The 21,279-nt window shown below is 66.3% G+C and carries 23 protein-coding genes and 1 pseudogene; 5 read left to right on the top strand and 19 right to left on the bottom strand.

Translation table 11 applies throughout. From position 1 onward, the window contains the following. Positions 1-37 precede the first annotated feature (37 nt). Positions 38-2,887, top strand: a complete 2,850-nt coding sequence (mutS, locus tag BM113_RS16330) for a DNA mismatch repair protein MutS (protein ID WP_089789121.1) — start codon at positions 38-40, stop codon at positions 2,885-2,887. A 63-nt stretch (positions 2,888-2,950) separates the two neighbouring features. Here mutS and BM113_RS16325 read toward each other — a convergent pair whose 3' ends face one another. Together BM113_RS16325 and nucS are read right to left on the bottom strand one after the other, a co-directional pair. Further along, positions 2,951-3,196, bottom strand: a complete 246-nt coding sequence (locus BM113_RS16325) for a hypothetical protein (protein WP_089789120.1) — start codon at positions 3,194-3,196, stop codon at positions 2,951-2,953. A gap of 97 nt (positions 3,197-3,293) precedes the next feature. Then, positions 3,294-4,112, bottom strand: a complete 819-nt coding sequence (gene nucS / locus BM113_RS16320) for an endonuclease NucS (protein ID WP_089789119.1) — start codon at positions 4,110-4,112, stop codon at positions 3,294-3,296. A 122-nt stretch (positions 4,113-4,234) separates the two neighbouring features. Between nucS and BM113_RS16315 the strand changes: the two genes are divergently transcribed. After that, positions 4,235-4,837, top strand: coding sequence for a hypothetical protein (locus tag BM113_RS16315; RefSeq protein ID WP_089789118.1), 603 nt, complete (start codon positions 4,235-4,237; stop codon positions 4,835-4,837). A gap of 15 nt (positions 4,838-4,852) precedes the next feature. Here the strand turns inward: BM113_RS16315 and BM113_RS16310 are convergent, their stop codons facing one another. Beyond that, on the bottom strand, positions 4,853-5,335 hold the full coding sequence (locus BM113_RS16310; RefSeq protein WP_089789117.1) for a DUF7984 family protein: 483 nt from the start codon (positions 5,333-5,335) through the stop codon (positions 4,853-4,855). A 344-nt stretch (positions 5,336-5,679) separates the two neighbouring features. Between BM113_RS16310 and BM113_RS16305 the strand changes: the two genes are divergently transcribed. Beyond that, positions 5,680-7,614 carry a beta-CASP ribonuclease aCPSF1 gene (locus BM113_RS16305; protein WP_089789116.1) on the top strand — a complete coding sequence of 645 codons (1,935 nt, stop codon included), beginning with the start codon at positions 5,680-5,682 and terminating at the stop codon, positions 7,612-7,614. 92 nt (positions 7,615-7,706) lie between these two features. On the opposite strand, the pseudogene BM113_RS22680 reads toward BM113_RS16305, so the two are convergent. The 12 genes and pseudogenes from BM113_RS22680 to BM113_RS16250 form a co-directional block, all read right to left on the bottom strand. Further along, positions 7,707-7,928: pseudogene (locus BM113_RS22680) on the bottom strand (RNA-guided endonuclease TnpB family protein); the annotation flags it as partial. A gap of 176 nt (positions 7,929-8,104) precedes the next feature. Further along, positions 8,105-8,923, bottom strand: a complete 819-nt coding sequence (locus tag BM113_RS16295) for an ABC transporter permease (RefSeq protein ID WP_089789115.1) — start codon at positions 8,921-8,923, stop codon at positions 8,105-8,107. Then, entirely contained in the window at positions 8,916-9,848 is a 933-nt protein-coding gene (locus BM113_RS16290; protein ID WP_089789114.1) for an ABC transporter permease, read from the bottom strand. Before BM113_RS16290 ends, BM113_RS16295 begins: the two co-directional genes overlap by 8 nt. Before the next feature lie 4 nt (positions 9,849-9,852). Then, positions 9,853-11,004, bottom strand: coding sequence for an ABC transporter ATP-binding protein (locus tag BM113_RS16285; RefSeq protein ID WP_089789113.1), 1,152 nt, complete (start codon positions 11,002-11,004; stop codon positions 9,853-9,855). Positions 11,005-11,009: 5 nt separating this feature from the next. After that, positions 11,010-12,212: an ABC transporter substrate-binding protein gene (locus tag BM113_RS16280; protein WP_089789112.1), complete on the bottom strand. Its 1,203-nt coding sequence runs from the start codon at positions 12,210-12,212 to the stop codon at positions 11,010-11,012. Between the two features lie 83 nt (positions 12,213-12,295). Beyond that, a complete protein-coding gene (locus BM113_RS16275) occupies positions 12,296-12,652 on the bottom strand; it encodes a hypothetical protein (RefSeq protein ID WP_089789111.1) in 357 nt (118 codons plus the stop codon). Positions 12,653-12,698: 46 nt separating this feature from the next. Continuing rightward, the gene (locus tag BM113_RS16270; protein ID WP_089789110.1) at positions 12,699-13,505 is read right to left on the bottom strand and encodes an endonuclease III domain-containing protein; all 807 of its coding nucleotides are present in this window, start codon (positions 13,503-13,505) and stop codon (positions 12,699-12,701) included. A 115-nt stretch (positions 13,506-13,620) separates the two neighbouring features. Beyond that, positions 13,621-13,806 (bottom strand): hypothetical protein, encoded by a 186-nt coding sequence (locus BM113_RS16265; protein WP_089789109.1) that lies wholly within the window; start codon positions 13,804-13,806, stop codon positions 13,621-13,623. A 91-nt stretch (positions 13,807-13,897) separates the two neighbouring features. Next, positions 13,898-14,311 (bottom strand): DUF371 domain-containing protein, encoded by a 414-nt coding sequence (locus BM113_RS16260; RefSeq protein ID WP_089789108.1) that lies wholly within the window; start codon positions 14,309-14,311, stop codon positions 13,898-13,900. A gap of 101 nt (positions 14,312-14,412) precedes the next feature. Next, positions 14,413-15,756, bottom strand: a complete 1,344-nt coding sequence (locus BM113_RS16255; protein WP_089789107.1) for an alkaline phosphatase family protein — start codon at positions 15,754-15,756, stop codon at positions 14,413-14,415. A 119-nt stretch (positions 15,757-15,875) separates the two neighbouring features. Beyond that, complete coding sequence (locus BM113_RS22395; RefSeq protein ID WP_177209197.1) at positions 15,876-16,013, bottom strand: hypothetical protein; 138 nt, start codon at positions 16,011-16,013, stop codon at positions 15,876-15,878. A gap of 142 nt (positions 16,014-16,155) precedes the next feature. Continuing rightward, positions 16,156-16,689, bottom strand: coding sequence for an inorganic diphosphatase (locus tag BM113_RS16250; protein WP_007143564.1), 534 nt, complete (start codon positions 16,687-16,689; stop codon positions 16,156-16,158). A 194-nt stretch (positions 16,690-16,883) separates the two neighbouring features. On the opposite strand from BM113_RS16250, the gene BM113_RS16245 reads away from it, so the two are divergent. Beyond that, entirely contained in the window at positions 16,884-17,243 is a 360-nt protein-coding gene (locus BM113_RS16245; protein WP_089789106.1) for a PadR family transcriptional regulator, read from the top strand. Between the two features lie 12 nt (positions 17,244-17,255). Here the strand turns inward: BM113_RS16245 and BM113_RS16240 are convergent, their stop codons facing one another. Continuing rightward, positions 17,256-17,903, bottom strand: a complete 648-nt coding sequence (locus BM113_RS16240) for a DUF7108 family protein (protein WP_089789105.1) — start codon at positions 17,901-17,903, stop codon at positions 17,256-17,258. A 58-nt stretch (positions 17,904-17,961) separates the two neighbouring features. After that, positions 17,962-18,552: a ribonuclease HI gene (rnhA, locus tag BM113_RS16235; protein WP_089789104.1), complete on the bottom strand. Its 591-nt coding sequence runs from the start codon at positions 18,550-18,552 to the stop codon at positions 17,962-17,964. Between the two features lie 162 nt (positions 18,553-18,714). Between rnhA and BM113_RS16230 the strand changes: the two genes are divergently transcribed. Beyond that, positions 18,715-19,677 (top strand): transcription initiation factor IIB, encoded by a 963-nt coding sequence (locus tag BM113_RS16230; RefSeq protein ID WP_089789103.1) that lies wholly within the window; start codon positions 18,715-18,717, stop codon positions 19,675-19,677. Between the two features lie 103 nt (positions 19,678-19,780). Here BM113_RS16230 and BM113_RS16225 read toward each other — a convergent pair whose 3' ends face one another. Then, entirely contained in the window at positions 19,781-20,347 is a 567-nt protein-coding gene (locus BM113_RS16225) for a DUF4399 domain-containing protein (protein WP_245758080.1), read from the bottom strand. A gap of 243 nt (positions 20,348-20,590) precedes the next feature. Beyond that, positions 20,591-21,247 carry a transcriptional regulator GfcR gene (gene gfcR / locus BM113_RS16220; protein ID WP_089789101.1) on the bottom strand — a complete coding sequence of 219 codons (657 nt, stop codon included), beginning with the start codon at positions 21,245-21,247 and terminating at the stop codon, positions 20,591-20,593. Between the last annotated feature and the right edge of the window lie 32 nt (positions 21,248-21,279).

The following is a 21,279-nucleotide window of genomic DNA, read 5'->3' as shown; positions in this document are numbered from 1 at the left end:
AGCAAGCTATTTCCGCGTCCGAGGGCGGGGTTCGTGTATGGATCCGGCGCTTGGCCCTCCCGAGGAGATGGCCGAGAAACGCGACGAGCTGACGCCGATGATGCGTCAGTACCACGACCTCTGTGCGCGCTACGACGACGCGCTGGTACTGTTCCAGGTGGGGGACTTCTACGAGACGTTCTGCGGCGCGGCCGAACGCACCGCGCGCCTGCTCGAAGTGACCCTGACCAGCCGCGAGGACAGCACCGGCGAGTACCCGATGACCGGCATCCCGATCGACAACGCCGAGTCCTACATCGAGGACCTGCTCGAGGCGGGCTACCGGGTCGCGGTCGCCGACCAGGTCGAGGAGCCGGGCGAGTCCTCGGGCGTCGTCGAGCGGGCCGTCACCCGGGTCATCACGCCGGGCACGCTCACCGAGGACGAACTGCTCTCGAGCGACGACAACAACTTCGTTGCGGCGGTCGCCCGCGGGGCGGGCGGCGACGGCCCCACGGACCGCGACGCCGACCTCGCCCTCGCCCTGCTCGACGTCTCGACGGGCGACTTCCTCGCGACGAGTTCGGCCTCGAACGAGGCGATCGCCGACGAGATCAGCCGGTTCGATCCGGCCGAGGCGGTCGTCGGGCCGGACGTGCGAGCCGATCGCGGGGACCCCGACACGGACCTGTTCCCCGAGGACTGCATGGTGACCCCCTTCGACGAGGCGGTCTTCGACCGCGACCGGGCCGCCGAGACCGTCGCCGACTACTTCGGCAACCCCGACTCGCTGCTCGCGAGCGATCCCGAGATCCGGGCCTGCGGCGCGCTGCTCGAGTACGCCGAGTACGCCCGCGGCAGCGAAAGCGAGGCGGAGGCCGAAGCCAACGACCAGAACGAGGACGAGGACGAGGACGACCGCCTCGAGTACCTCACCCACCTCACACGGTACGATCCGCGGGAGTATCTGCTGCTGGACGCCGTCGCCCTCCGGAGCCTCGAGCTGTTCGAACCCCGCGCGGTTCGAGGCCGGGACGAGGCGACGCTCGTGGGAGTTCTCGACGAAACCGCGAGCGCGCTCGGCGGCCGCAAGCTCCGCGACTGGCTCCGGCGGCCCCTGCTCGAGCCCGACCGGATCGAGGCCCGGCTCGACGCCGTCGAGGAGCTAAAAAACGGGGTCCGGACCCGGGAGGAACTGCAGGAACTCCTGCGGGACGTCTACGACCTCGAGCGGCTGATCGGCCGGATCTCCCGCGAGCGGGCAAACGCCCGGGATCTGCGCTCGCTGCGGGACACGCTCGCTGTCGTACCGGACGTCCGGGCCGAACTCGAGGACGCGGACTGCGACCGACTCCGGCGGCTTCACGCGGCGCTCGATCCGCTGGCGGACGTCCGCGAACTGATCGAGGACGCGATCGTCGCGGACCCGCCGATCGAGATCACCGAGGGCGGGATCATCGCCGAGGGGTACGACGGGGACTTAGACGACCTGCGGCGAACCGCCCGGGACGGCAAACAGTGGATCGACGACCTGGAGGAGCAGGAACGTGAGCGCACCGGCATCGACTCGCTGAAAGTCGGCTACAACTCGGTGCACGGCTACTACATCGAGGTGACGAATCCGAACCTCGATTCGGTGCCCGAGGACTATCAGCGTCGACAGACGCTGAAGAACTCCGAGCGGTTCGTCACGCCGGAACTCAAGGAACGGGAAGACGAGATCGTCGGGGCCGAGGAACGGGCCGACGAACTCGAGTACGAACTGTTCCGCGAGGTCCGGAAGACGGTCGCCGACGAGGTCGAGCGGGTGCAGGACCTGGCCGACGCGCTCGCGACCCTCGACGCGCTCGTCTCGCTCGCGACGGTCGCCGCGCAGTACGACTACTGCCGGCCGGAGACCCTCGAGCGAGACGATCGAGGTCTCGAGATCGACATCGAGGGCGGCCGACACCCGGTCGTCGAGCGGACCCAGGAGTCGTTCGTGCCGAACGACGCGCACCTGACCGGGGACCGCCGGCTGGCGGTCATCACCGGCCCCAACATGTCGGGGAAGTCGACCTACATGCGCCAGGTCGCCCAGATCGTGCTGCTGGCCCAGGTCGGGAGCTTCGTCCCCGCGAAGTCGGCACGGCTGACGCCCGTCGATCGGATCTTTACCCGCGTCGGGGCCAGCGACGACATCGCGGGCGGGCGCTCGACGTTCATGGTCGAGATGGACGAACTCGCCACCATTCTGCGGGAGGCCGACGAACGCTCGCTGGTCCTGCTGGACGAGGTCGGCCGCGGCACGTCGACGGCCGACGGGATGGCCATCGCGCAGGCGATCACCGAACACCTCCACGACGCGGTCGGCGCGACGACGCTGTTCGCGACCCACCACCACCCCCTGACGGAGGTGGCCGACGACCTCGAGGACGCCTTTACGCTGCACTTCGAGGTCGATCAGGAAGACGGCGAGGTCGTCTTCCGCCACGAGGTCGCACCGGGCGGGGCGACGGGTTCGTACGGCGTCGAGGTCGCGACGGCGGCGGGCGTCCCGGAGTCGGTCGTAGAGCGGTCGCGGGAACTGGTCGCCGAGGCCGAGACCGAGCCCGTAGACCCCGCGAAGGACGGAGGGGAAGGGGAAGGGGAAAAAGAAGAGACTCGAGAGCTCGATCCGGAGGAGGTCGAGGAACCGGAAGCGAAACCGGAATCGGAACACGCCCCCGGAACCGAGACGACGCGGGCAACCGGAGCCGCGACCACGACCACGACCACGACCGCGACCACGACCACGACTGCGACCGCGGACGGTGGCGACGATCCGACCGACGTGGCCGCCGAACTCCGCGCGCTCGACCTCGGCCACATGACGCCCGTCGAGGCGCTGACGGAACTGGATCGGCTGAAACGGCTGCTCGAGGAGTAACGACCGTTCTAGACCGGCGCGGAAACGCATCGGGCATCGGGGCGGATCCGCCCTGCGAACCCGCTACAGCCCGCGGTCGTACCCACAGCTGGGGCAGTACATGACGTGTTTCGCCACGAGCAGGTAGGCGCGGTTGCACCGGCTACACTCACAGCCCACCGAAACGCCGCGCTCTCGAGCCAGGCCGGAGAGGGTGTTGCGCAGGAGCCGCTGGTTGTGTTCCACCGCCTCGACGCGCCGTCGGAGCGACCGGTTCGGTCGTGGCTGTCCGTCCGACTGCCGTTTTCCGGTGGGTCTGGACTGGTACATCGGGCCGTATAGGAGCCGGGCGAGTAAAACGATGTAGGTCGCCGAATCGACCCGATACGACGCAGGTGCCCCGGCCCCGCAAAACCGCCTCGACCGCTCAGTCCGCCGTCGGCTCGAGCGAGACGAACTCGAGGCCGTGCTCGACCAGGAGACGGTCGGCCCGGTCGGTCACCGACGGCGCGACGAGGACTCCCCGAACGTCGGCGTCGGCGTGGAGGTCCCGCTCGAGGGCGTCGACGTACCGCCGGAGCTGGCTCACTGCGTCGGGGCCGACGCGGCGACGCTTGAGTTCCACGACGACGGCTCGGCCGGCCGAGTCCTCGCCGTAGACGTCGACCGCGCCCGCGGGGGTGGAGCGTTCGGTTGCGAGCGGCGTGAACCCGGACTCGAGCAGCGACGGTTCCTCGAGGATGCGCTGCCGGAGGTCTTCCTCGGTCCCCGAGAGCGCGAGTTCGGTCTCGTCGGAGCCGGCGAACGCCGAGACCTGAAAGATGCGGCTAAACGAGACCCGAAGGCGTTCGTCGGGCGTCGACCGGTCGCTCTCGAGGACGAGCCGCGGGGTCGACGGGTCGTCGGTCGGCCCATCGTCGTCCCCCGCCTCCGCTCCCGACTCGACGTACCGGACCGAGTGCTCACAGCCCGGCGGCTGCCAGTTGACCGGCTGCTGACCCTCGTCGGTGTGGACCAGCGACGCACCGTCCGGCTTGAGCATGACGTGTCTGTCGCCGCTCTCGAGGTGGCTCGAGGCCCGCCCGTCGTAGTCGACGGTACACCGCCCGAAGACGGTCACGAGCGCCTCACGATCGATGCCATCGGCGATCGCGTCGCGGGCGTCCGCGAGGGCGGGGTGCTCGAGAGTGTCGACTCGAGCGGGGGTCGCACCTGAAGACGAGGACGAGGACGAAGGGGACGTCACTGGCGGACGTAGCCAGCGCGAGCATAAAAGCGTCGCGTCCGCCGAACGGGAGACAGCGTCGACCCCACCGACCGGGACGGGTGCGAGCTTTTATTCCTCCCCGACCCCGAGCCGAGAGCGTAATGGATACGCATCCGACCCGCCGTCGCCTCCTCCAACTGGGTGGTGCCGGCGCGACCGCGTCGCTCGCCGGCTGTACGCAGTTCGATCTCGGCCAGTCCGACGACTCCGGAACCGAGACCGACACCGAATCGGCGGCGGAACTCGAGGTCGACCGGGAACCCGACATGGACCCCGAAGACGGGATCACCGCGATCGTCCAACCCGATCAGGAGGAGTTCGAGGCCCTCGAGGCCGAGATCAGGGAGGAGATCGAGTCGGGCGACCTCGAACAGATGGAGGCCCAGGTGGAGTTCCAGCGCCGCCAGGCCGAACTGACCGCCGCCAGCGCGGCCGAGTTCGAGTCCGAGTTCGGTGACGACGACGACCTCTCGATCGAGGCGGGGATCGCCGAGGCGGGCGCGTTCCTGCTCGACGGCTCCGACGAGCGGCTGGTCGATACGCTCCGGAACGGCGAAGTGGACGGCCTGATCCCCGGCGAGGAGTACGCGCTCATGCTCGAACAGCAGGCGGAAGCCCCCGCTCCGGGAGATGGGTCGGACGCCGAAGATGTCGAGGACACCGATGACGCCGAAAGCGAAGACGACGGCGAAGACGACCCCTGATCGCCGCCCGCCGACCTACTCGAGCGCGAACGGACTCTCCCGCTCGGTCCAGTTCCAGCCGGGAATCCGTTCCTGGAACCCGGCCGCAAGCGCCGCCTCGAGGTCGTCGACGCCCGCGTTCTCTTCGGGGTCGCCGTGGACCTGCAGGTCGGCGTAGTGAAACGTCGCCTCGCCGAGCGTCCGCAGCGGCTGCGTGCCGGCGATCGTCCCCGCCAGTTCCCGCCCCAGCACCTCGTCGACGACGAACCCCGGGTAGTCCCCCTCGACGTCGAGGTCCCGGAGGATCGCCGTCATCGCGGCGACGTTGACCGCGAGGTCGCCGTCGGCGAAGACGGCGTCGACCTCCTCGTGGTACTGGGCCTCCGTGACGGGGTCGACGTCGGTGTCGAAGATCTCGCCCAGGTCGTCGCGAACGACGTTGATAACCGGCACGACGCGGTCGGCTCGAGCGGCGATCCAGTCGCGTTCGGCCGCGACACGGTCGGCTGTAAGCTTCATACCCTGCGTACGGGCTCGCGATCCCTGTCTTTTGCGAAGGCTTTTATAGCACGCAAAGAATAGGCTCGAGTAAGCGGGTTCTCCCTGGAATCTTCCCGCACGGACCAGGAACCAGGATAACCGACCTGGGAGCGTCTTCGTCACGGCATTAAAGCAATGATTCGGGAAACAAGACGTATTACGTCGCCCGTCGGCGGCATTCGAGGTTCTCGAGGCCGCCGACGCGCCCTCTCGCGGTTTCGATCTCGGGCGCACGATCGGGCGAGACTGACGTCCTTTCTCGCACGGTTCGGCCGGACGGCCGCTCCCCGTCGGCGAGTTCACGCAAGCCACATCCGGCGATTATGAGTACCGTAGAGCAGCAACTCGACGATTTGGAAGCAGAGATCACGAGCGAGTTACCGAGCGATATCTCGGTCTCCTCGGTGAAATACGAAGGGCCAGAACTGGTCGTCTACACGCGAGATCCCAAGAAGTTCGCCCAGAAAGGCGACCTGATCCGGAAGCTCGCGAGCAAGCTCCGCAAGCGGATCACGGTTCGACCCGACCCGAGCGTTCTCTCCCGTCCCGACGAAGCGCGCGAGGAGATCATGGAGGTCATCCCCGACGAGGCGGGTGTCACCGACCTGGACTTCCACGCCGACACCGGCGAGGTCGTCATCGAGGCCGAAAAGCCCGGCATGGTGATCGGTCGCCACGGGTCGACGCTCCGTGACATCACGAAGAACGTCGGCTGGACGCCCGAAGTCGTCCGCACGCCGCCGATCGAGTCCTCGACGGTCTCGAACGTCCGGAGCTTCCTCAAGCAGGAACGCGACGACCGCCGGGACATCCTAGAGAAGGTGGGCCGCCAGATCCACCGCGAGGAGATGTCCGACGACGAGTACGTCCGCATCACGACGCTGGGCTGCTGTCGCGAGGTCGGTCGGGCCTCTTTCATCCTCTCGACACCCGAGACGCGCATCCTCGTCGACTGCGGCGACAAGCCCGGCGCCGAGGGCGAGGTGCCCTACCTCCACGCCCCCGAGGCGTTCGGGGCCGGCCCCGAGACGATCGACGCGGTCGTCCTGACTCACGCCCACCTCGACCACTCCGCGTTTATTCCGCTCCTGTTCAAGTACGGCTACGACGGTCCGATTTACTGTACCGAACCCACGCGGGACCTGATGGGACTGCTGACGCTCGACTATCTCGACGTCGCCGCCAAGGAAGGGCGGACGCCGCCGTACGACTCCGAGCAGGTTCGCGAGGCGATCAAACACACGATCCCGCTCGAGTACGGCGACGTCACCGACATCGCGCCGGACGTCAAGCTGACGCTGCACAACGCCGGCCACATTCTGGGCTCCGCCGTCTCGCACTTCCACATCGGGGACGGCCTCTACAACGTCGCCTTCTCCGGCGACATCCACTACGAGGACACCCGGCTGTTCAACGGCGCGGTCAACGACTTCCCGCGCGTCGAGACGCTCGTGCTCGAGTCGACCTACGGCGGCCGCAACGACTACCAGACCGACCAGGAGGACTCCGAGGAGAAACTCAAACGAGTCATCAACGAGACCTACGAGCGGGACGGAAAGGTCCTCATTCCGGCGTTCGCGGTCGGTCGCTCCCAGGAGATCATGCTCGTCTTGGAGGAGGCGATGCGAAACGGTGACATCCCCTCGATGCCGGTCCACCTCGACGGCATGATCTGGGAGGCGACGGCGATCCACACCACCTACCCCGAGTACCTCCGTGACGAACTGCGCGACCGCATCTTCCACGAGGACGAGAACCCGTTCCTCGCCGACGAGTTCAACCACATCGACGGCGGCGAGGAGGAGCGCCAGGACGTCGCCGACGGCGAGCCCTGTATCATCCTCTCGACCTCGGGTATGGTCACCGGCGGTCCGATCATGTCCTGGCTCTCCCACATCGGCCCCGACCCGGACTCGACGCTGACCTTCGTCGGCTACCAGGCCCAGGGGACCCTCGGCCGACGCATCCAGAACGGCTGGGACGAGATCCCGACCAGCGAGGTCGGCGCGATGGGCAACGGCGGCGGCCGCGGCACCCTCCAGCTAAACGTCGACGTCGAGACCGTCGACGGCTTCTCCGGCCACGCCGACCGCGCCGGCCTCGAGAACTTCGTCAAGACGATGAACCCGCGCCCGGAGAAGGTGCTCTGTGTCCACGGGGACGAACGGTCGACCCAGGACCTCTCCTCGGCGCTGTACCACGACTACAACATGCGGACGTTCGCGCCGAAGAACCTCGAGACGTTCCGCTTCCTCTGAAAGCCCTCGCTCGGCCTTTTCGTTTCCGCCAGGAGGTGGTGACATCCTCCTCGCCGTAAACGGCGAGGCTTCCCACGCATGGGGAATACCAGTCAGTCGTCACTGGCAGAGGGTTTCGACTCTTGGAAGGCCGTGGGAGTCATCTGCTGTGGTGAGCTCGTCTCACGGTGAGTCGTGGCGGTGTCACAACCGCTCCCATCCCGAGGCGAGTCATTGCGCTCCGCCCTGTCAAGCGGGACGCTCTCTCCCCACGGGTCAACCAGTCGTGCGATATTCGCGGAAGCGTTGATATCAGCCTGAAACGTCGAAACGTAATTCCCTCCCCCGTGACTCGAGGCTGCGTCGCTCGGTCGCGGCACAGGCTCTCGTCGGCCACGTCGGACGGCGAGCGCTCCGACCGCTGTTCGGTCGTTCGAGACTCGCCGTTCGTGGCCGTCCCTGTCCGACGTCGTACAGTTCGAGGAAAATCGGAAGCGGCGATCCGACCGGATCAGGACAGCTGTCGCGAGACCCACTCGAGGTTCGTCACGAGCGCGGCGAGTGCGATCGCTGCGACGGAGATAACGATCAGGAACGTCGAAACGACGCTGACCATCGGATCGAGCGCCTGCCGGATCTCGGTCCAGGCAAGCACCGGGATCGTCTCCGTCGACGGCGTCGACAGGAACAGCGCCATCACGAACTCCTGGAGGCTGATGATAAAGGCGAGCAGGCCGCCCACGAAGATGCCGTGTTTCACGTTCGGCAGGACGACGTGGACGAACGACCGAACCGGACCCGCCCCGAGGTCGTGGGCCGCGTCGAGTTGCTGCCAGTCGAACCGGCTGAACACCGACCGCATCACGAAGTAGACGAGCGGCGTCGCCCACAGCGTATGCGCAAGGACGATGCTCGTGTACGAGCCCCGCAGGCCGACCTCGTTGAAGTACAGCAACAGCGTGATCCCGAGGATGACCGGCGGGACCAAAAGCGGGAGCAGGACGATCGGCACCAGGACCGCGCCCACGATCCCATCGCCGCCGGCGTCGGCCTCGAGTTCCTGGCCGAACGCACCGAGGACGCCCAGAAGCGTCGCCAGAAGCGCCGTGCCGACGCCGACGACGAGGCTGTTGACGAACGCGCCGATCCAGCGGGCGCTCTGGAGAAACTCGCCGTACCAGACGAGCGAGTAGCTCTCGGGCGGGAAGGCGATCCGTCCCGCCTTCGAGAACGAGGTGACGACGACCACCACCAGCGGCAACAGCAGGAACGCGAGCACCGCGGCGTACCCGGCGCGGAACGCGACGTCCTCGAGGCGCTCCCTATGCAAGGTCGAACTCACCTCCGAAGCGGTCGAGGACGGCGAAGATGATCCCGATGCCGGCGAGCATCAGCCCCATCGTGACGACCGAGAGCGCGGCCGCCGTGGGGTACCGCAGATCGCCCAGGATCAGTTGCTCGACGTAGATCGCGAACGTGAGGTCGTCCGAGAGCAGCCCCGGCGCGGCGTAGGCCCCGACGCTCCAGGCGAAGGAGATCACCGAGGCGACGATGATCCCCGGCATCGCCTGCGGGAGCACGACCTCGACGACAGCACGGGGACGGCTCGCCCCGAGGTCGCGGGCGGCCTCGACGACGTCCCAGTCCATCGTCGCCAGGACGCTGTAGATCGCCAGCACGGCGTACGGCAGGACGATGTAGACCTGCCCGACGACCGCGCCGACGGTGTTGGGGACGAACTGGATCGGCTCCGACAGCAGACCCGCCGAGAGCAGCAGTTCGTTGATCGTCCCGGTCGGCGACAGCAGCGGCGTGAACGCGTAGGTCCGGATCACGAGCGTCGTCAGCAGCGGCAGGACGACCGAGAACAGCAACAGCGACTTGACGAGGCCGCTCGAGCGCCGGATCGCGTAGGCGTAAAACAGCGCGATCACGACCGTCAGGACCGTCACGACGGTCCCGATCAGGAACGAGTAACCGACGATCCCCAGGAGGAGGTCGCCGGCGAGAAGGTCGCCGAACACCTCCGAGTAGGCCTCGAGCGACCACGTCCCCTCTGCGTAGACCGCCTCGCTGGAGGGCGCGGCGACGCTGATCCGCAACAGGGTCGCGAAGGGGATCACGAAGACCAGCAGTTCGAACGCGATCAGCGGCGCCATCAAAAGCAGCGCGCGCCGCGAAGCCGACTCCCCGACCAGTCGCTCCTGGAGCGACGCCAGGGCTGTGGGAAGGGTCTGTGAGTTCGCTCCGGTCATCGTTCTACGGCATCACCCGGTCGCCGTCGTCGCGGAACGCGAGGACGTCGTCGCCGTCCCACTCGAGTCGTACGTCGTCGCCGGCCGACAGTGCGCCCGTGCTCGCGTCGGTCCGTTCGGCGAACATCGAGGAGTTGCCGACCGAGACCGAGTAGCGGACCGTCGAGCCGCGGTAGACGACGTTCTCGACGGTGCCGGTGACGGCGTTTCGCGTCCCGCCGTCGGCGGCGACCCTGGCGTCCCGGACCCCGGCATCGTCGGCACGTTCCTCGTCGACCCCGTGGATCGAGAGGATCTCCGGGCGCAGCGAGAGCGTCAGATCGGTTCCGGTCTCGAGGTCGGGAGTTGTGCCGTCGGCGGCGGTCACGACCAGTTCCGCGTCCAGTTCGGTGTCGACGCGGACGCCGTCGGCCGTCGCCGCCGTCACGCTGGCGTCGACGAAGTTCGTGTCTCCGAGGAAGCCCTCGATGAAGCGGTTCTCGGGCCGCTCGTACACCTCGTCGGGGTCGCCGACCTGGATCAACTCCCCGTCGTTCATGATGCCGATCCGGTCGGCTAGCGTGAACGCCTCGTCCTGGTCGTGGGTGACGTGGACGAACGTCTTCTCGAGGTCCTCGTGGATCTCCCGGAGTTCGATCTGCATGTCCTCCCGGAGCCGCTTGTCGAGGTTCGACAGCGGTTCGTCGAGCAGCAAGACGTCGGGGTTGACCGCCAGCGAGCGGGCGAGCGCAACGCGTTGCTTCTGCCCGCCGCTCAGGGTGGTCGGGTCCTCGTCGGCGTGGGCGGCCATCTGGACCCGCTCGAGCATCTCGCGGGCGCGGTCGCGGCGCTCGTCTTTCGAGACGCCCCCCATCTTCAGCCCGAACGCGACGTTCTCGAGGACCGTCATGTGGGGGAACAGCGCCCAGTCCTGGAAGACGGTCGAGGTGGTGCGTTCGTAGGCCGGCAGGTCGGTGACGTCCTCGTCGCCGATCGCGATCGAGCCGTTCGTCGGCGTCTCGAGGCCGGCGATCATCCGCAGCGTCGTCGACTTCCCGCTGCCGCTGGGCCCGAGCAGGCAGAGCAGTTCGCCGTCTTCGATCTCGACGGAGACGTCTTCGACGGCGGTCGTCTCTCCGTACCGCTTCTCGAGGCCGTCAAGTGTTATTTCGGACATTACTATCAGGACCCCTGCTGGATGGCGGTGAACGCCTCGGAAAGGTCGTCGTCGTGGCTCCCGATCGTCTCCCAGTCGGGGAAGGCGATGGTCTCGGCTTCCTCGGTAGTCGTCGGCATGTCCGCCTCGAGTTCCGAGGGGTAGTCGACGTTCCGGTTGCTGAAGACGAGCGGGGCGTGCTCGGCCCACGCAGACTGGACGTCGGCGTCCAGCAGGAAGTCGATGAACCCTTCGGCCTCGTCGCGCTTGTCGGTGCCGCGGACGACGCTCCAGTTGTTGAGCCAGCCCGTCGTCTGCTCGGGCATCGTGTGGGTCAGCCCGTCGTAGTCGTCGATGTCGTAGGCGGTCTGGTCGTAGTACCACTGGGCGACGTCGATGACCTCGTTGTCGAACGCCTGCCAGATGTCCTCACCGGAGCTGGCCCAGCTCGAGACGTTAAAGCCCTCGAAGGTCTCGAGGACGTCGTCGTGCATCGCGGGGTCGTGCATCTCTTCGGCGCCGCGCTCGTCGTCCATCGCGATCGCGGTGGCGTACAGCGGGTACCACCAGAAGCCCGTGTCGACGCCGATACCGGCGCTGTTCTGGACGGCGTCGGCCGCGAGCGCGCTCCAGCTATCGAACTCGAGGTCCATGTCCTCGCGGTGGATGATCGTACACGGCGCGCCGTCGACCGGTAGCCCGTACTCCGTGTCCCGCATCTCCCGGTAGAAGTCGATGATCTCGCCGACGTTCTCGAGGTTCTCGGTCCGGATCGGTTCGAAGAGGTCGGCCTGTCGGCCGTAGTAGTAGAAGTTGCCCTCGGCGACCGTCACGTCGTACGGCGGGTCGTCGGCGGGCGCCGATCGGATGTCCGTCAGGATCTCGTTCCAGCCGCGGTGGATCTCGACGTCGACGTCGTGTTCCGCCTCGTACCGCGGGACGACGCTTTCCTCGAATCGGTCGGCGTAGTTGCCGCTCCAGATGCTCACGCGAAGCGGCGCTTCGCCGCCGATCGCACCGGTACACCCCGCAAGCGCCGCCACCGATCCGGCGGCTGCCGCGGACAGCAGTCGCCGCCTGGAGGGGCCGGATGTGCCGGCGTCCGAATCGGTATCGGTGTCGGCATCGGCATCGGCGTTACCGTCAGTATCAGGGGCAGGGTCGGTGAACTGCGCTCGCTTCGACTCCGTCGCAGCGGTCTCTGCATCCCGTGGTGGGCCTGCAGCCATCGTGCTCCGGTCCTACCCCGATACCGACATAAAACCGTTGTGAAGTACAGACGCGCGTCCGATTAGCGACCGTTCAACCACCTCTACGGCGGGTTCGGGAGTCCGGGAAACGTGGCTCGCGGCCGCATGGGTGACAGTATCGTGTGACGGGTCCGCGCGGTCGGCTTCGCGGACGACGGCCACGCCAGCGCCTCCCGTGCGTACTCCCTCTCGAACCGTGAGATACTCCGGTCTGTCCCGGCGACGCTCGCCTCGTCGGCGTCGACGTCGGTCACCCCGTCGCCGTTGTATCGGACGCCGACGATCACGGCGGCGGTCTCGTCCCTGATCGTCTCGTTGCCGGGGACGTCGTCCTCGAGGGCCGCGGCGCTGGTCCGGGTGAGCCGGATCCGCCCGTGGAGGGACCTCACCTCCCCGTCGAACGGGTCGAGCGGGATCATCAGCCCCGAGACTTTCGGCAGCGCGAGGACGTGGTCCGCGCCGGGATCAGTCGTCTGCCGGATCCACGACCTCGCCGGTCCCCGGGTAGACCCCGACCTGGTCGCAGAGGTCGCCCATCGGGCACGCGTCGGGGTCCTCGAGACAGGCCGGTTTGCGCGCCGTACAGTACTCCCGGCCGAACTGGATCGTCGCCGTGTGGCCGAAGCCACACTTCGCGGCGGGAACTTCCTCCTCGAGGACCGCCCGCACCTCCTCGTGGTCGGCGTCGGCCGGCGCGATCCCCAGGCGTCGGTAGATCCGGTGGACGTGCGTGTCGACGGGGAAGACGCCGGTACGGCCGCCGGCGAACAGCAACACGCAGTCGGCCGTCTTGGGGCCGACGCCGCGGACCTCGAGCAGCGTCTCCCGGACCGTCCCGGGGTCCTCGTCCTTGACGAACGCGTCGAACGCCGCGGCGGAGCCGAACTCCTCGAGCACCCACTCGGCGGTCTCGATGATGATCTCGGATTTCTGGTTGTACAGCCCCGCGGAACTGATCGTCTCCGCGAGGACGGACCGTTCGGCCGCTGCGAGCGATTCCGCGAGATCGACCTCCGGCGAGTCGTACCGCTCGATCAACGCGTCGTGGGCCGGCTGGCTCGCCTTGTCGCTCGTGTTCTGGCTCAGGATCGTCCGGACGAGGCAGGTAAACGCGTCCCGCCCGCCGTAGGTCTTCTGCCAGTACAACTCGCCGAGGCGGTCGACGACCCGCTCGGCGCGGGTGTCGGCGGTCGCCGGGTCGAACTCGGCGACGCTCCCGCCGCCGGTCTCCCCGCCGCTGATGTTGACCGACGGTTCCTGGTCCTCGCTCATATCCGGTGGGTTGGACTCGCGACCCATTGGTTTTCCTCTTCCGTTCCCGTCGCGAGGCTCACACCGTTCGCGAGGCTCGCACCCGTCGCCGACTTCGTCTGAAAACGCGTGCGAACTACCGGCGACGACGCGTCGGGTCCTCGATCTTGCAGGCGAACTTCTCCTCGCACTCGGAGCAGACCGCGGACCTGTCGAACCCGTCGTTTATCGACCCGATCTTCTCCCGCGTCCTGAGCACCTTCCGATCGATCTCGACGGAGACCTTCTCGGAACAGTGTGGACAGATCACTCTCTGTGACACACCCCAGTCTGTCTCCTATCATTCAATTACTGTTACGGCTATTGGTTAGAGTTCTGATGGGTGTGGCTCCTCGAGACCGCGCCCCGGACCGCTACTCGACGGTGAACGTGACCGTCGCCTCCGCGCCGTCGGCAAGCGCCGCGACGAGGTCGCGATCGAACCCCTCGGCGGCGAACTCGGCCTCGAGCATGATCGTCCGGTCGTCGACGTATTCGCTCGTGCGCCCCACCGCGCTGCGCTCGTTCGTAAACTCGAGGTCGGGGTCGCCCCTGCCGGTGACGGAGTCGACGTGGCCGTCGGCCTCGATCTCGACGGTGATCGTCGCATCGGCGTCCCGACAGGCGTCGACGAACTCGGGATCGAAGTCCGCCGGGGCGCGGTCCGCCTCGATGGCGAGGATACAGTCGCCGGCCGGCGTCAGGTAGTCGTCGGTCGTCACTTCGAAGGTGCTCGCGTGTTCGGCCCGGACGTTCTCGTGGCCGCGAGCGTGGACGATCTCTTTCATGCTCGTGAGGCGCTTCGTCGCCGGGCGGAAAACGGCCTCGAACTCGGATCGAATGCGAGTGCGAGTGTGAATCGAACTCGACCCCGACCTGGAGGTCGAGGTCAGACCAGGCTCGCGCCGTCGAAGTCACCGCGGCTGTACTCGACGTCCATCAGGTCGAGGATCGTCGGCGCGATGTCGAGCAGGTCGACGTCCCCGATGCTCGCGTCGGGATCGTCGATGAACAGGGCCGTATCGTCGAAGCTGTGCATGCCGTTCCGGGGGCCGTCGGTGAAGACGTCCGAATCGGCCTTGAAGCCCGACTTGAGGTCGAACCCTGGGTTCGGGATGGCCACCAGGTCCGGCGCGATGTCGTCGTGATCGCCGCGGAACGCCGCCTCCTTCTCGACGACGCGCTCGACGACCTGGTTCCCGTCCGGCCCCTCGAGGTCGAGGATCGCCTCCTTGAGTTCGTCCCGGACGTTGTCGTACTCCTCCTCCGGGACCGAGCCGCGTGGCTCGCGGCCCTCGAGGTTGATGTAGAACCGTCCCGGGATGAACGAGTACGCCTTCGTGTCGTCGGCGATGTCGCCCAGTTCCTCGGGGTCGTCGCTCTCGAAGGAGAGCCAGCCCTCCTCCCGGAGCCACTCGTTGAAGTGGACCTCGTAGTCGAGGCTGGTGAAGCCGTGGTCGGAGGCGACGATCATCGTGACGTCGTCGGGCAGCGCGTCCCGCAGGCGTCCGATGTAGTCGTCGACCTTCCGATAGAATTCGATGAACTCGTCTTTGTACTCGCCGTCGCGTTCGTAATCTTTGAACAGGAAGTGGTTCACGCGGTCGGTCGTCATGAAGACGCCGAAGAACAGGTCCCAGTCGTCCTGCTCGATGTAGTGTTCGAACGCCTCGAAGCGCGCGTCGACCGTCGCGTGGGCGTCCTCGATGAAGTCGGCCTTGTCCTCCTCGTGGCCGAGTTTCGGATCGACGTCGATCCGGTAATCGAGCCCCTCGAGGTGCTCCCGGAGCTCCTCGGGGTGGGCCGCCTTCTCGAGATCGGGCGAGAGGAAACCCGAGACCATCCGCTGGACGTTCCGCTGGGGCGGGAAGGTGACGGGGACGTTCATGACCGTCGCCTGTCGGCCGGCCTCCTGGACGCGGTCCCAGACGCGCGTGGCCTGGACCTCACGCCCCATCGGGACGTACGTGTCGTAGGTTCCGACTTCTCGATCCTGGAACCCGTAGACGCCGGTTTCGCCGGGGTTCATCCCGGTCGTCAGGGACGGCCAACAGGCGCTTGACTCCGGCGGCACGATACTCGAGATCTCGCCCGCCGTCCCGTCGTCGGCGAGCGCGGCGAAGTTGGGAAACAGCTCCTCGTTCTCGACGAGGAGACTGTACGGCACACCATCGACTCCGATAAACGCGACGCGGGGGGCACCGTCGCCCCGCAACCGATCGAACAGACCCATGGACGCCCGTAGTTCGACCGTACACAAGAAGGTTCGTCTCGGGATATCGTTTTGAGAAGTGGGAAGTCGAAGCAACCGGCGCTGGAAATGGTCGAGCCGACCGGCGGCCGCCACGGGACCTACTCGTCGCTCTCGAGGTCGTGTTCCTCGGGATCGAAGTTGGTCGGGACGACCGTCGGGTGTGCCATACCGGCGGCAGTGTCGGCCGGATCGTCGCCGGGCGCGTGGTCGGTCGGGGACGGGTTACTGGCAGCCATGACAGTAACTAGTACGGCGGTACGCCCAATAAAATTACCCATGCTCATAACGCATGCGACCCGACGGCACGGATAACTACGGCGTATCGGGTCGACGGGGGACGGCGTTTTCGGGCCGCGGCGAAAAAGCGAGGGGGCGCAGTTACTCGAAGTGCTCTTCGTAGAGGTCCTGGGCGTGCTCGATCGCGTCGTAGGCGGCCTCGCGGTCCTCCCAGCCCAGCGTCTCGACTTCCTTACCTTCCTCTAAGTTCTTGTAGGTCGCGAAGAACTCGTCGATCTCGTCGAGCGTCTGCTGGGGGATGTCCTCGAGGTCCTCGATGTGGTCGTAGCGGGGGTCCTCGGTGGGGACGGCGATGACCTTGTCGTCCTGCTCGCCGTCGTCGTCCATCTTCATCAGTGCGACGGGGCGGGCTTCGATGACACAGCCGGGGAACGTCTGGTCCTCGACGAGCACGAGCACGTCGAAGGGGTCCTCGTCGTCGTAGTACGACTGCGGGATGAACCCGTAATCGCTGGGGTAGTGGACGTTGCTGTGGAGCACGCGGTCGAGCACGACGCCGGGGACGTCCTTGTCGTACTCGTACTTGTTGCGCTCGCCTTTGAGACACTCGACGACGGCGTAGATCTCTTCAGGCGGGTTCGGTCCAGTCTCGAGGTCTTCCCAGAGATTGACCATGTACCTGAAACTCCACAGTCGATCAAAAAGTACTTTCGTAATCGAGTGTCAACGTCATTTGACGGCAACCAGACAGCCGCGGACGCCCCCGCGCAGAGACTGCTCGGGCCGTTACCGCCGGCTACATCCCGTCCACCGGCAGAGATACAAAATAGTTGGCAAGTCTTAAATAGTCTGGTGACATTTGCATAAGTATGTCAGAGGCACAATCAATCACCGGCGAACAGAGCATCGCACGCGAGCTTACAGCGTTTCAGAACAACATTCTCGTCATCCTCGCCAAGGAGCCGATGTACGGCCTGGCGATCAAACGGGAACTCGAGGACTACTACGGGACCGAGGTCAACCACGGCCGCCTCTACCCCAACCTCGACGAGCTCGTCGAACTCGGCCTGGTCGAGAAAAGCGAACTCGACAAGCGAACCAACCAGTACTCGCTGACCGACGACGGCTACGAGGCCGTCCTCGACGGCGTCCGCTGGACCCTCTCGAAGGTCGTGACCGACGAGGACCGCGCGGACGAGATCCGAGAGATCGTCGACGAAAGTTACTAACGGGACTCTCCGCTACGGAACGGGTTCACCGGCCGTTTCGTAGAGCAGTTCGATCGACTCCGCGATCACATCCCGCTGTTTTTCGGACGGCCACGCGTTACGGACGAAGTACTCCGACCGGAACTCCTCGAGTTCCGCCGCCGTCAGCGACTCGATCGGCTTCGCGTAGTGGTTGCCGACGAAATCGGCGAGGGCCGCGGCGTTGTCGCCGTGGACGTCGCCGTGTTGCGCCCTGACCTCGGCGACCAGTTCGCGGTTGTGGGCGTCGACTTCGTCCCAGTCGTCGGGATCGCCCGCCCCCTCGAGCGGGAGTTCGACCGCCCGCGAGGTATCCTCGACCCGATCGGTCCTGATGACGCCGTCCTCGAGCCACTCCGCGGGGTGGAGGACCAGGACGTCGTCGCCGTCGTCCTCGCGGACGCGAGCCGTAAAGTCGTGTTCGGCGAGCAGCTCGTCGCGCCGGTCGGCGTGGGCCCGGGCCTCGTTCTCGTCGGTAGCCGTTCGCTCGAGGCGCGTGAGTCGTTCGGCCTCGTCGACGACCTCGGCGGGGAGTTCGCCGGTGTCGTCCTCGCCGCCGTTCCCGGGCGCGCCGGTCGCGCCCGAGTGCCCGCCTGTGTCCGGCGACTCGTCGGTCGATCCGTTGGACTCGGGATCGGTCATCGGTACGCGTTCGTTCGTGCGCGAAGGTTTTGGGGTTGCTGATCCGCGGTCGTGACCGTCAGCCGTCCAGCGCCTCGTTGGCGAGTTCGTCCGCACGGTCGTTGACCTCCCGGGGGACGTGTTCGATCGACCACTCGCCGAACGCCGAGAGCAATTCGTGGACCGTGACGCGCTTCTCGCGCAGTTCGGGGTTGTTCGTATCGTACTCGCCGCGGATCTGCTTGACGATCAGTTCCGAGTCGCCGCGGATCCGCACGTCGTCGTAGCCGTAGTCCCGCGCGGCCTCGAGGGCCGCGATCAGTGCCTCGTATTCGGCCTGGTTGTTCGTCGCCCGGCCGATCTCCTCGCTCCCCTCCGCGACGATGCCGTCGCCGGTGACGATCACCCACCCGATCGCCGCGGGGCCGGGGTTGCCCCGGCTCGCACCGTCGAAGTAGACGTGTGCCCGACCGCCGCCCTCCCGGAGCAGCGCCTCGATCTCCCGTGGATCGCTCCCCTGGACGACGACCTTGTCGTCGTACGCGATCGCCGTCGCCGAGCCACGGCTCGCACGCCAGCGTTCGTGATCCGTGTTGCCCGGTTCGACGGTCACGCCCGCCTCCTCGAGACGGTCCCGTGCCTCGTCGACGTCGCACTCGATGACCGGCATTCGTGGCCGAGATCCGGCGGTTCCGGATAAAGTCTTTCCGGTTTCGAATCGTAAACTTCGCGCCTGAGCACTCCTAACGGCAGTTTTCGGCGATTACCCGTCAATAGGCGAAAACGCTCACCAAGGATTTATATATCCTGGTGCTACTACTATAAAAGTGCGATGACACGGTCCACCCGCCAGCGGGAGCGAACGCGTGAGACGGACGAGACCGAGGATCAAGAGGAGGTACGGGCCTGTCCGGAGTGCAACTCGGACAATCTCGTGAAAGACTCCGATCGGGGGGAGCTCATCTGTGAAGACTGTGGGCTCGTCGTCGAGGAGGAGAAGATCGATCCCGGCCCGGAGTGGCGAGCGTTCAACCACCAGGAACGTCAGGAGAAGTCCCGCGTCGGCGCGCCCACGACGCAGACGATGCACGACAAGGGGCTGACGACGACGATCGACTGGAAGGACAAAGACGCCTACGGCCGCTCTATTTCCTCGAAAAAGCGCAGTCAGATGCACCGGCTGCGCAAGTGGCAGGAACGCATCCGGACCAAAGACGCCGGCGAACGGAATCTCCAGTTCGCCTTGAGCGAGATCGACCGGATGGCCTCCGCACTCGGTGTCCCGCGATCGGTGCGCGAGGTAGCCTCGGTCATCTACCGGCGTGCACTCAAGGAGGACCTCATCCGTGGTCGCTCGATCGAGGGGGTCGCGACCTCGGCGCTGTACGCCGCCTGCCGCAAGGAAGGCATCCCGCGAAGCCTCGAAGAAATCTCGGAAGTCTCACGCGTCGAACGAAAGGAGATCGGTCGCACGTATCGCTACATCTCGCAGGAACTCGGCCTCGAGATGCGTCCCGTCGACCCGAAAAAGTACGTCCCACGCTTCTGTTCCGAACTCGAACTGTCCGAAGAGGTCCAGACCAAGGCCAACGAGATCATCGAGAAGACGGCCGAGGAGGGCCTGCTGTCGGGCAAGTCGCCGACCGGATACGCCGCCGCCGCGATCTACGCCGCCTCGCTGCTGTGTAACGAGAAGAAGACCCAGCGCGAAGTCGCAGACGTCGCGCAGGTAACCGAAGTGACGATCCGGAACCGGTACCAGGAACAGATCGAAGCGATGGGGATCCACGGCTAGCGCCGCCGCTCACCGCCTATTTTTTGACCCATAGCCGCCGGTCGTCGGGACCGGCGGGTATCGCTCCCGACGGATCCGAACAGTGGACCGTCGTCCGTCGGCGTTACTCGGTCTCGTTCCCGTCCTCCGTCTCGTTCTCGCTGGACTCGTCCTCCTCAAGGACCTCGATCGTGATCTCGTCGGTCAGATCGTACGCGTTGTGAATCCCATCGCTGGCCTGTAGACAGAGGTCGTGTTCGCCCGGTTCGAGGTCGAGTTCGGTCTCGCTCTCGCCGTCCCCGAGGTGGTGGTACCCTTCGTCCTGTGGGATGACGTACCCCGGGTTCATACACCCTTCATCGACGATCACGTGCAGGTGCCCGTTCCCGTCCTCGGGGTCTTCCTCCTCCGCGGGCTCGAGTTTCAGTCCCTCGACCTCGGCTTCGAACGCGACGGGGTTGGTCACCTCGGCCCCGTCCTCGGGCCGGACGAACTCGACCGATCCCTCCGGGTTCTCGTGGTCGATTTCGTCGACGGTTTCGGGATCGGAGTTCGCATCGTCGGGGTTCGATTCGTCTTCGTCCTCCATTCCGCCGCTGCCGGGGCCGCTGTCGGCACAGCCGGCGACTGCAGTCAGACCGAGCGATCCGCTGACAGCCAGGTATCGTCGTCGGGTAGTAGTTCGAGTCATGTCGGTGAAGCCACTGGCCTCCTCGAACCGAAAAGGCCGAACCCTGCCATCGCCGCGCGGTGACGCGGCGCTTGGCCCCTATAGTAGCCACTGCAAGTCAGTGCACATCTGATCGCCAGACGGATCGGCGATCAGTGTGTGAATAGTTGCAGTTGTTACTATAATTGACCCCACGACGCGAGAACGGAACGAAACGCGACACGGGTCGTCAGTCGTCTGGCGGCAGGGGTCAGGCGTCTATCGTCAGTCGTCCTTGCCGACGCTGATGACCTGGAGCAACGAGTAGACCGGCACGCCGTCGATCTCCTCGAGTCCCTGTTTGTCCGCGAGGACGACGCAGGCGAGCGGCTCGCCGCCTTCCGCACGGATCGCCTCGATGGTCTCGCGCATCGTCGTACCGCTGGTGATGGTGTCGTCGACGACGTAACACTCGCGGTCACGGATGCCGGCGAAGTTCCGGCTGAACGTGCCGCCGAGGTCTTCGATGTCACCTTCTTCCCACTGGTGTTTCGCGGGAGTGTAGGTCGCCAGATCGGTCTCGAGGTCGCGGGCAACGAGGGTCGCGATCGGGCCGCCGGCCTTCTCGATACCGATCGTCAGGTCGACGTCCTCCCCGTGTTTGGCGAGCAGGTCGGCCATCGCCGAGGCGACGTACTGCATCCGTTTGCTGTCCCGGCCGATGGCCGACCAGTCGACGTGGATGTCCTGTGGCCCGCCGCTTTCGGGGTCGGCCGACTGCTGTTGCTGGCGGCCGTTCGACCGCGTCGTCGCGCCGCTGCGTTCGACCAGCCAGCTCGCGGTCTCGCGCGAGACGTTCAGTTCGTCAGCGATTTCACCCTTCGAGAGGCCGCGATCGGCGAGCTCGGCGGCACTCTCGATGAGGTCGTCGACGTTTTTCATGTTCGAACGGTTCGGCCGCCGTTTATATAGTC

The organism is Natronobacterium haloterrestre, from assembly GCF_900112205.1.
In the GTDB taxonomy this organism is placed as follows: Archaea; Halobacteriota; Halobacteria; order Halobacteriales; family Natrialbaceae; genus Natronobacterium; species Natronobacterium haloterrestre.
The sequence above is the reverse complement of the archived record's forward strand: the minus strand, read 5'-3'. Positions and strand labels throughout refer to the sequence as shown.

Coding starts and splice junctions, on each gene's coding strand:
- BM113_RS16310 (WP_089789117.1), bottom strand. CDS start 5,335: ATGAAGCTTACAGCCGACCGTGTCGCGGCCGAACGCGACTGGATCGCC.
- BM113_RS16275 (WP_089789111.1), bottom strand. CDS start 12,652: ATGATCCCGCTCGACCCGTTCGACGGGGAGGTGAGGTCCCTCCACGGG.
- BM113_RS16225 (WP_245758080.1), bottom strand. CDS start 20,347: ATGACTCGAACTACTACCCGACGACGATACCTGGCTGTCAGCGGATCG.
- BM113_RS16285 (WP_089789113.1), bottom strand. CDS start 11,004: ATGTCCGAAATAACACTTGACGGCCTCGAGAAGCGGTACGGAGAGACG.
- mutS (WP_089789121.1), top strand. CDS start 38: ATGGATCCGGCGCTTGGCCCTCCCGAGGAGATGGCCGAGAAACGCGAC.
- BM113_RS16325 (WP_089789120.1), bottom strand. CDS start 3,196: ATGTACCAGTCCAGACCCACCGGAAAACGGCAGTCGGACGGACAGCCA.
- BM113_RS16260 (WP_089789108.1), bottom strand. CDS start 14,311: ATGAAAGAGATCGTCCACGCTCGCGGCCACGAGAACGTCCGGGCCGAA.
- BM113_RS16250 (WP_007143564.1), bottom strand. CDS start 16,689: ATGGTCAATCTCTGGGAAGACCTCGAGACTGGACCGAACCCGCCTGAA.
- BM113_RS16240 (WP_089789105.1), bottom strand. CDS start 17,903: ATGACCGATCCCGAGTCCAACGGATCGACCGACGAGTCGCCGGACACA.
- BM113_RS16230 (WP_089789103.1), top strand. CDS start 18,715: ATGACACGGTCCACCCGCCAGCGGGAGCGAACGCGTGAGACGGACGAG.
- BM113_RS22395 (WP_177209197.1), bottom strand. CDS start 16,013: ATGGCTGCCAGTAACCCGTCCCCGACCGACCACGCGCCCGGCGACGAT.
- BM113_RS16255 (WP_089789107.1), bottom strand. CDS start 15,756: ATGGGTCTGTTCGATCGGTTGCGGGGCGACGGTGCCCCCCGCGTCGCG.
- gfcR (WP_089789101.1), bottom strand. CDS start 21,247: ATGAAAAACGTCGACGACCTCATCGAGAGTGCCGCCGAGCTCGCCGAT.
- BM113_RS16245 (WP_089789106.1), top strand. CDS start 16,884: ATGTCAGAGGCACAATCAATCACCGGCGAACAGAGCATCGCACGCGAG.
- BM113_RS16270 (WP_089789110.1), bottom strand. CDS start 13,505: ATGAGCGAGGACCAGGAACCGTCGGTCAACATCAGCGGCGGGGAGACC.
- rnhA (WP_089789104.1), bottom strand. CDS start 18,552: ATGCCGGTCATCGAGTGCGACGTCGACGAGGCACGGGACCGTCTCGAG.
- BM113_RS16280 (WP_089789112.1), bottom strand. CDS start 12,212: ATGGCTGCAGGCCCACCACGGGATGCAGAGACCGCTGCGACGGAGTCG.
- BM113_RS16290 (WP_089789114.1), bottom strand. CDS start 9,848: ATGACCGGAGCGAACTCACAGACCCTTCCCACAGCCCTGGCGTCGCTC.
- BM113_RS16305 (WP_089789116.1), top strand. CDS start 5,680: ATGAGTACCGTAGAGCAGCAACTCGACGATTTGGAAGCAGAGATCACG.
- BM113_RS16315 (WP_089789118.1), top strand. CDS start 4,235: ATGGATACGCATCCGACCCGCCGTCGCCTCCTCCAACTGGGTGGTGCC.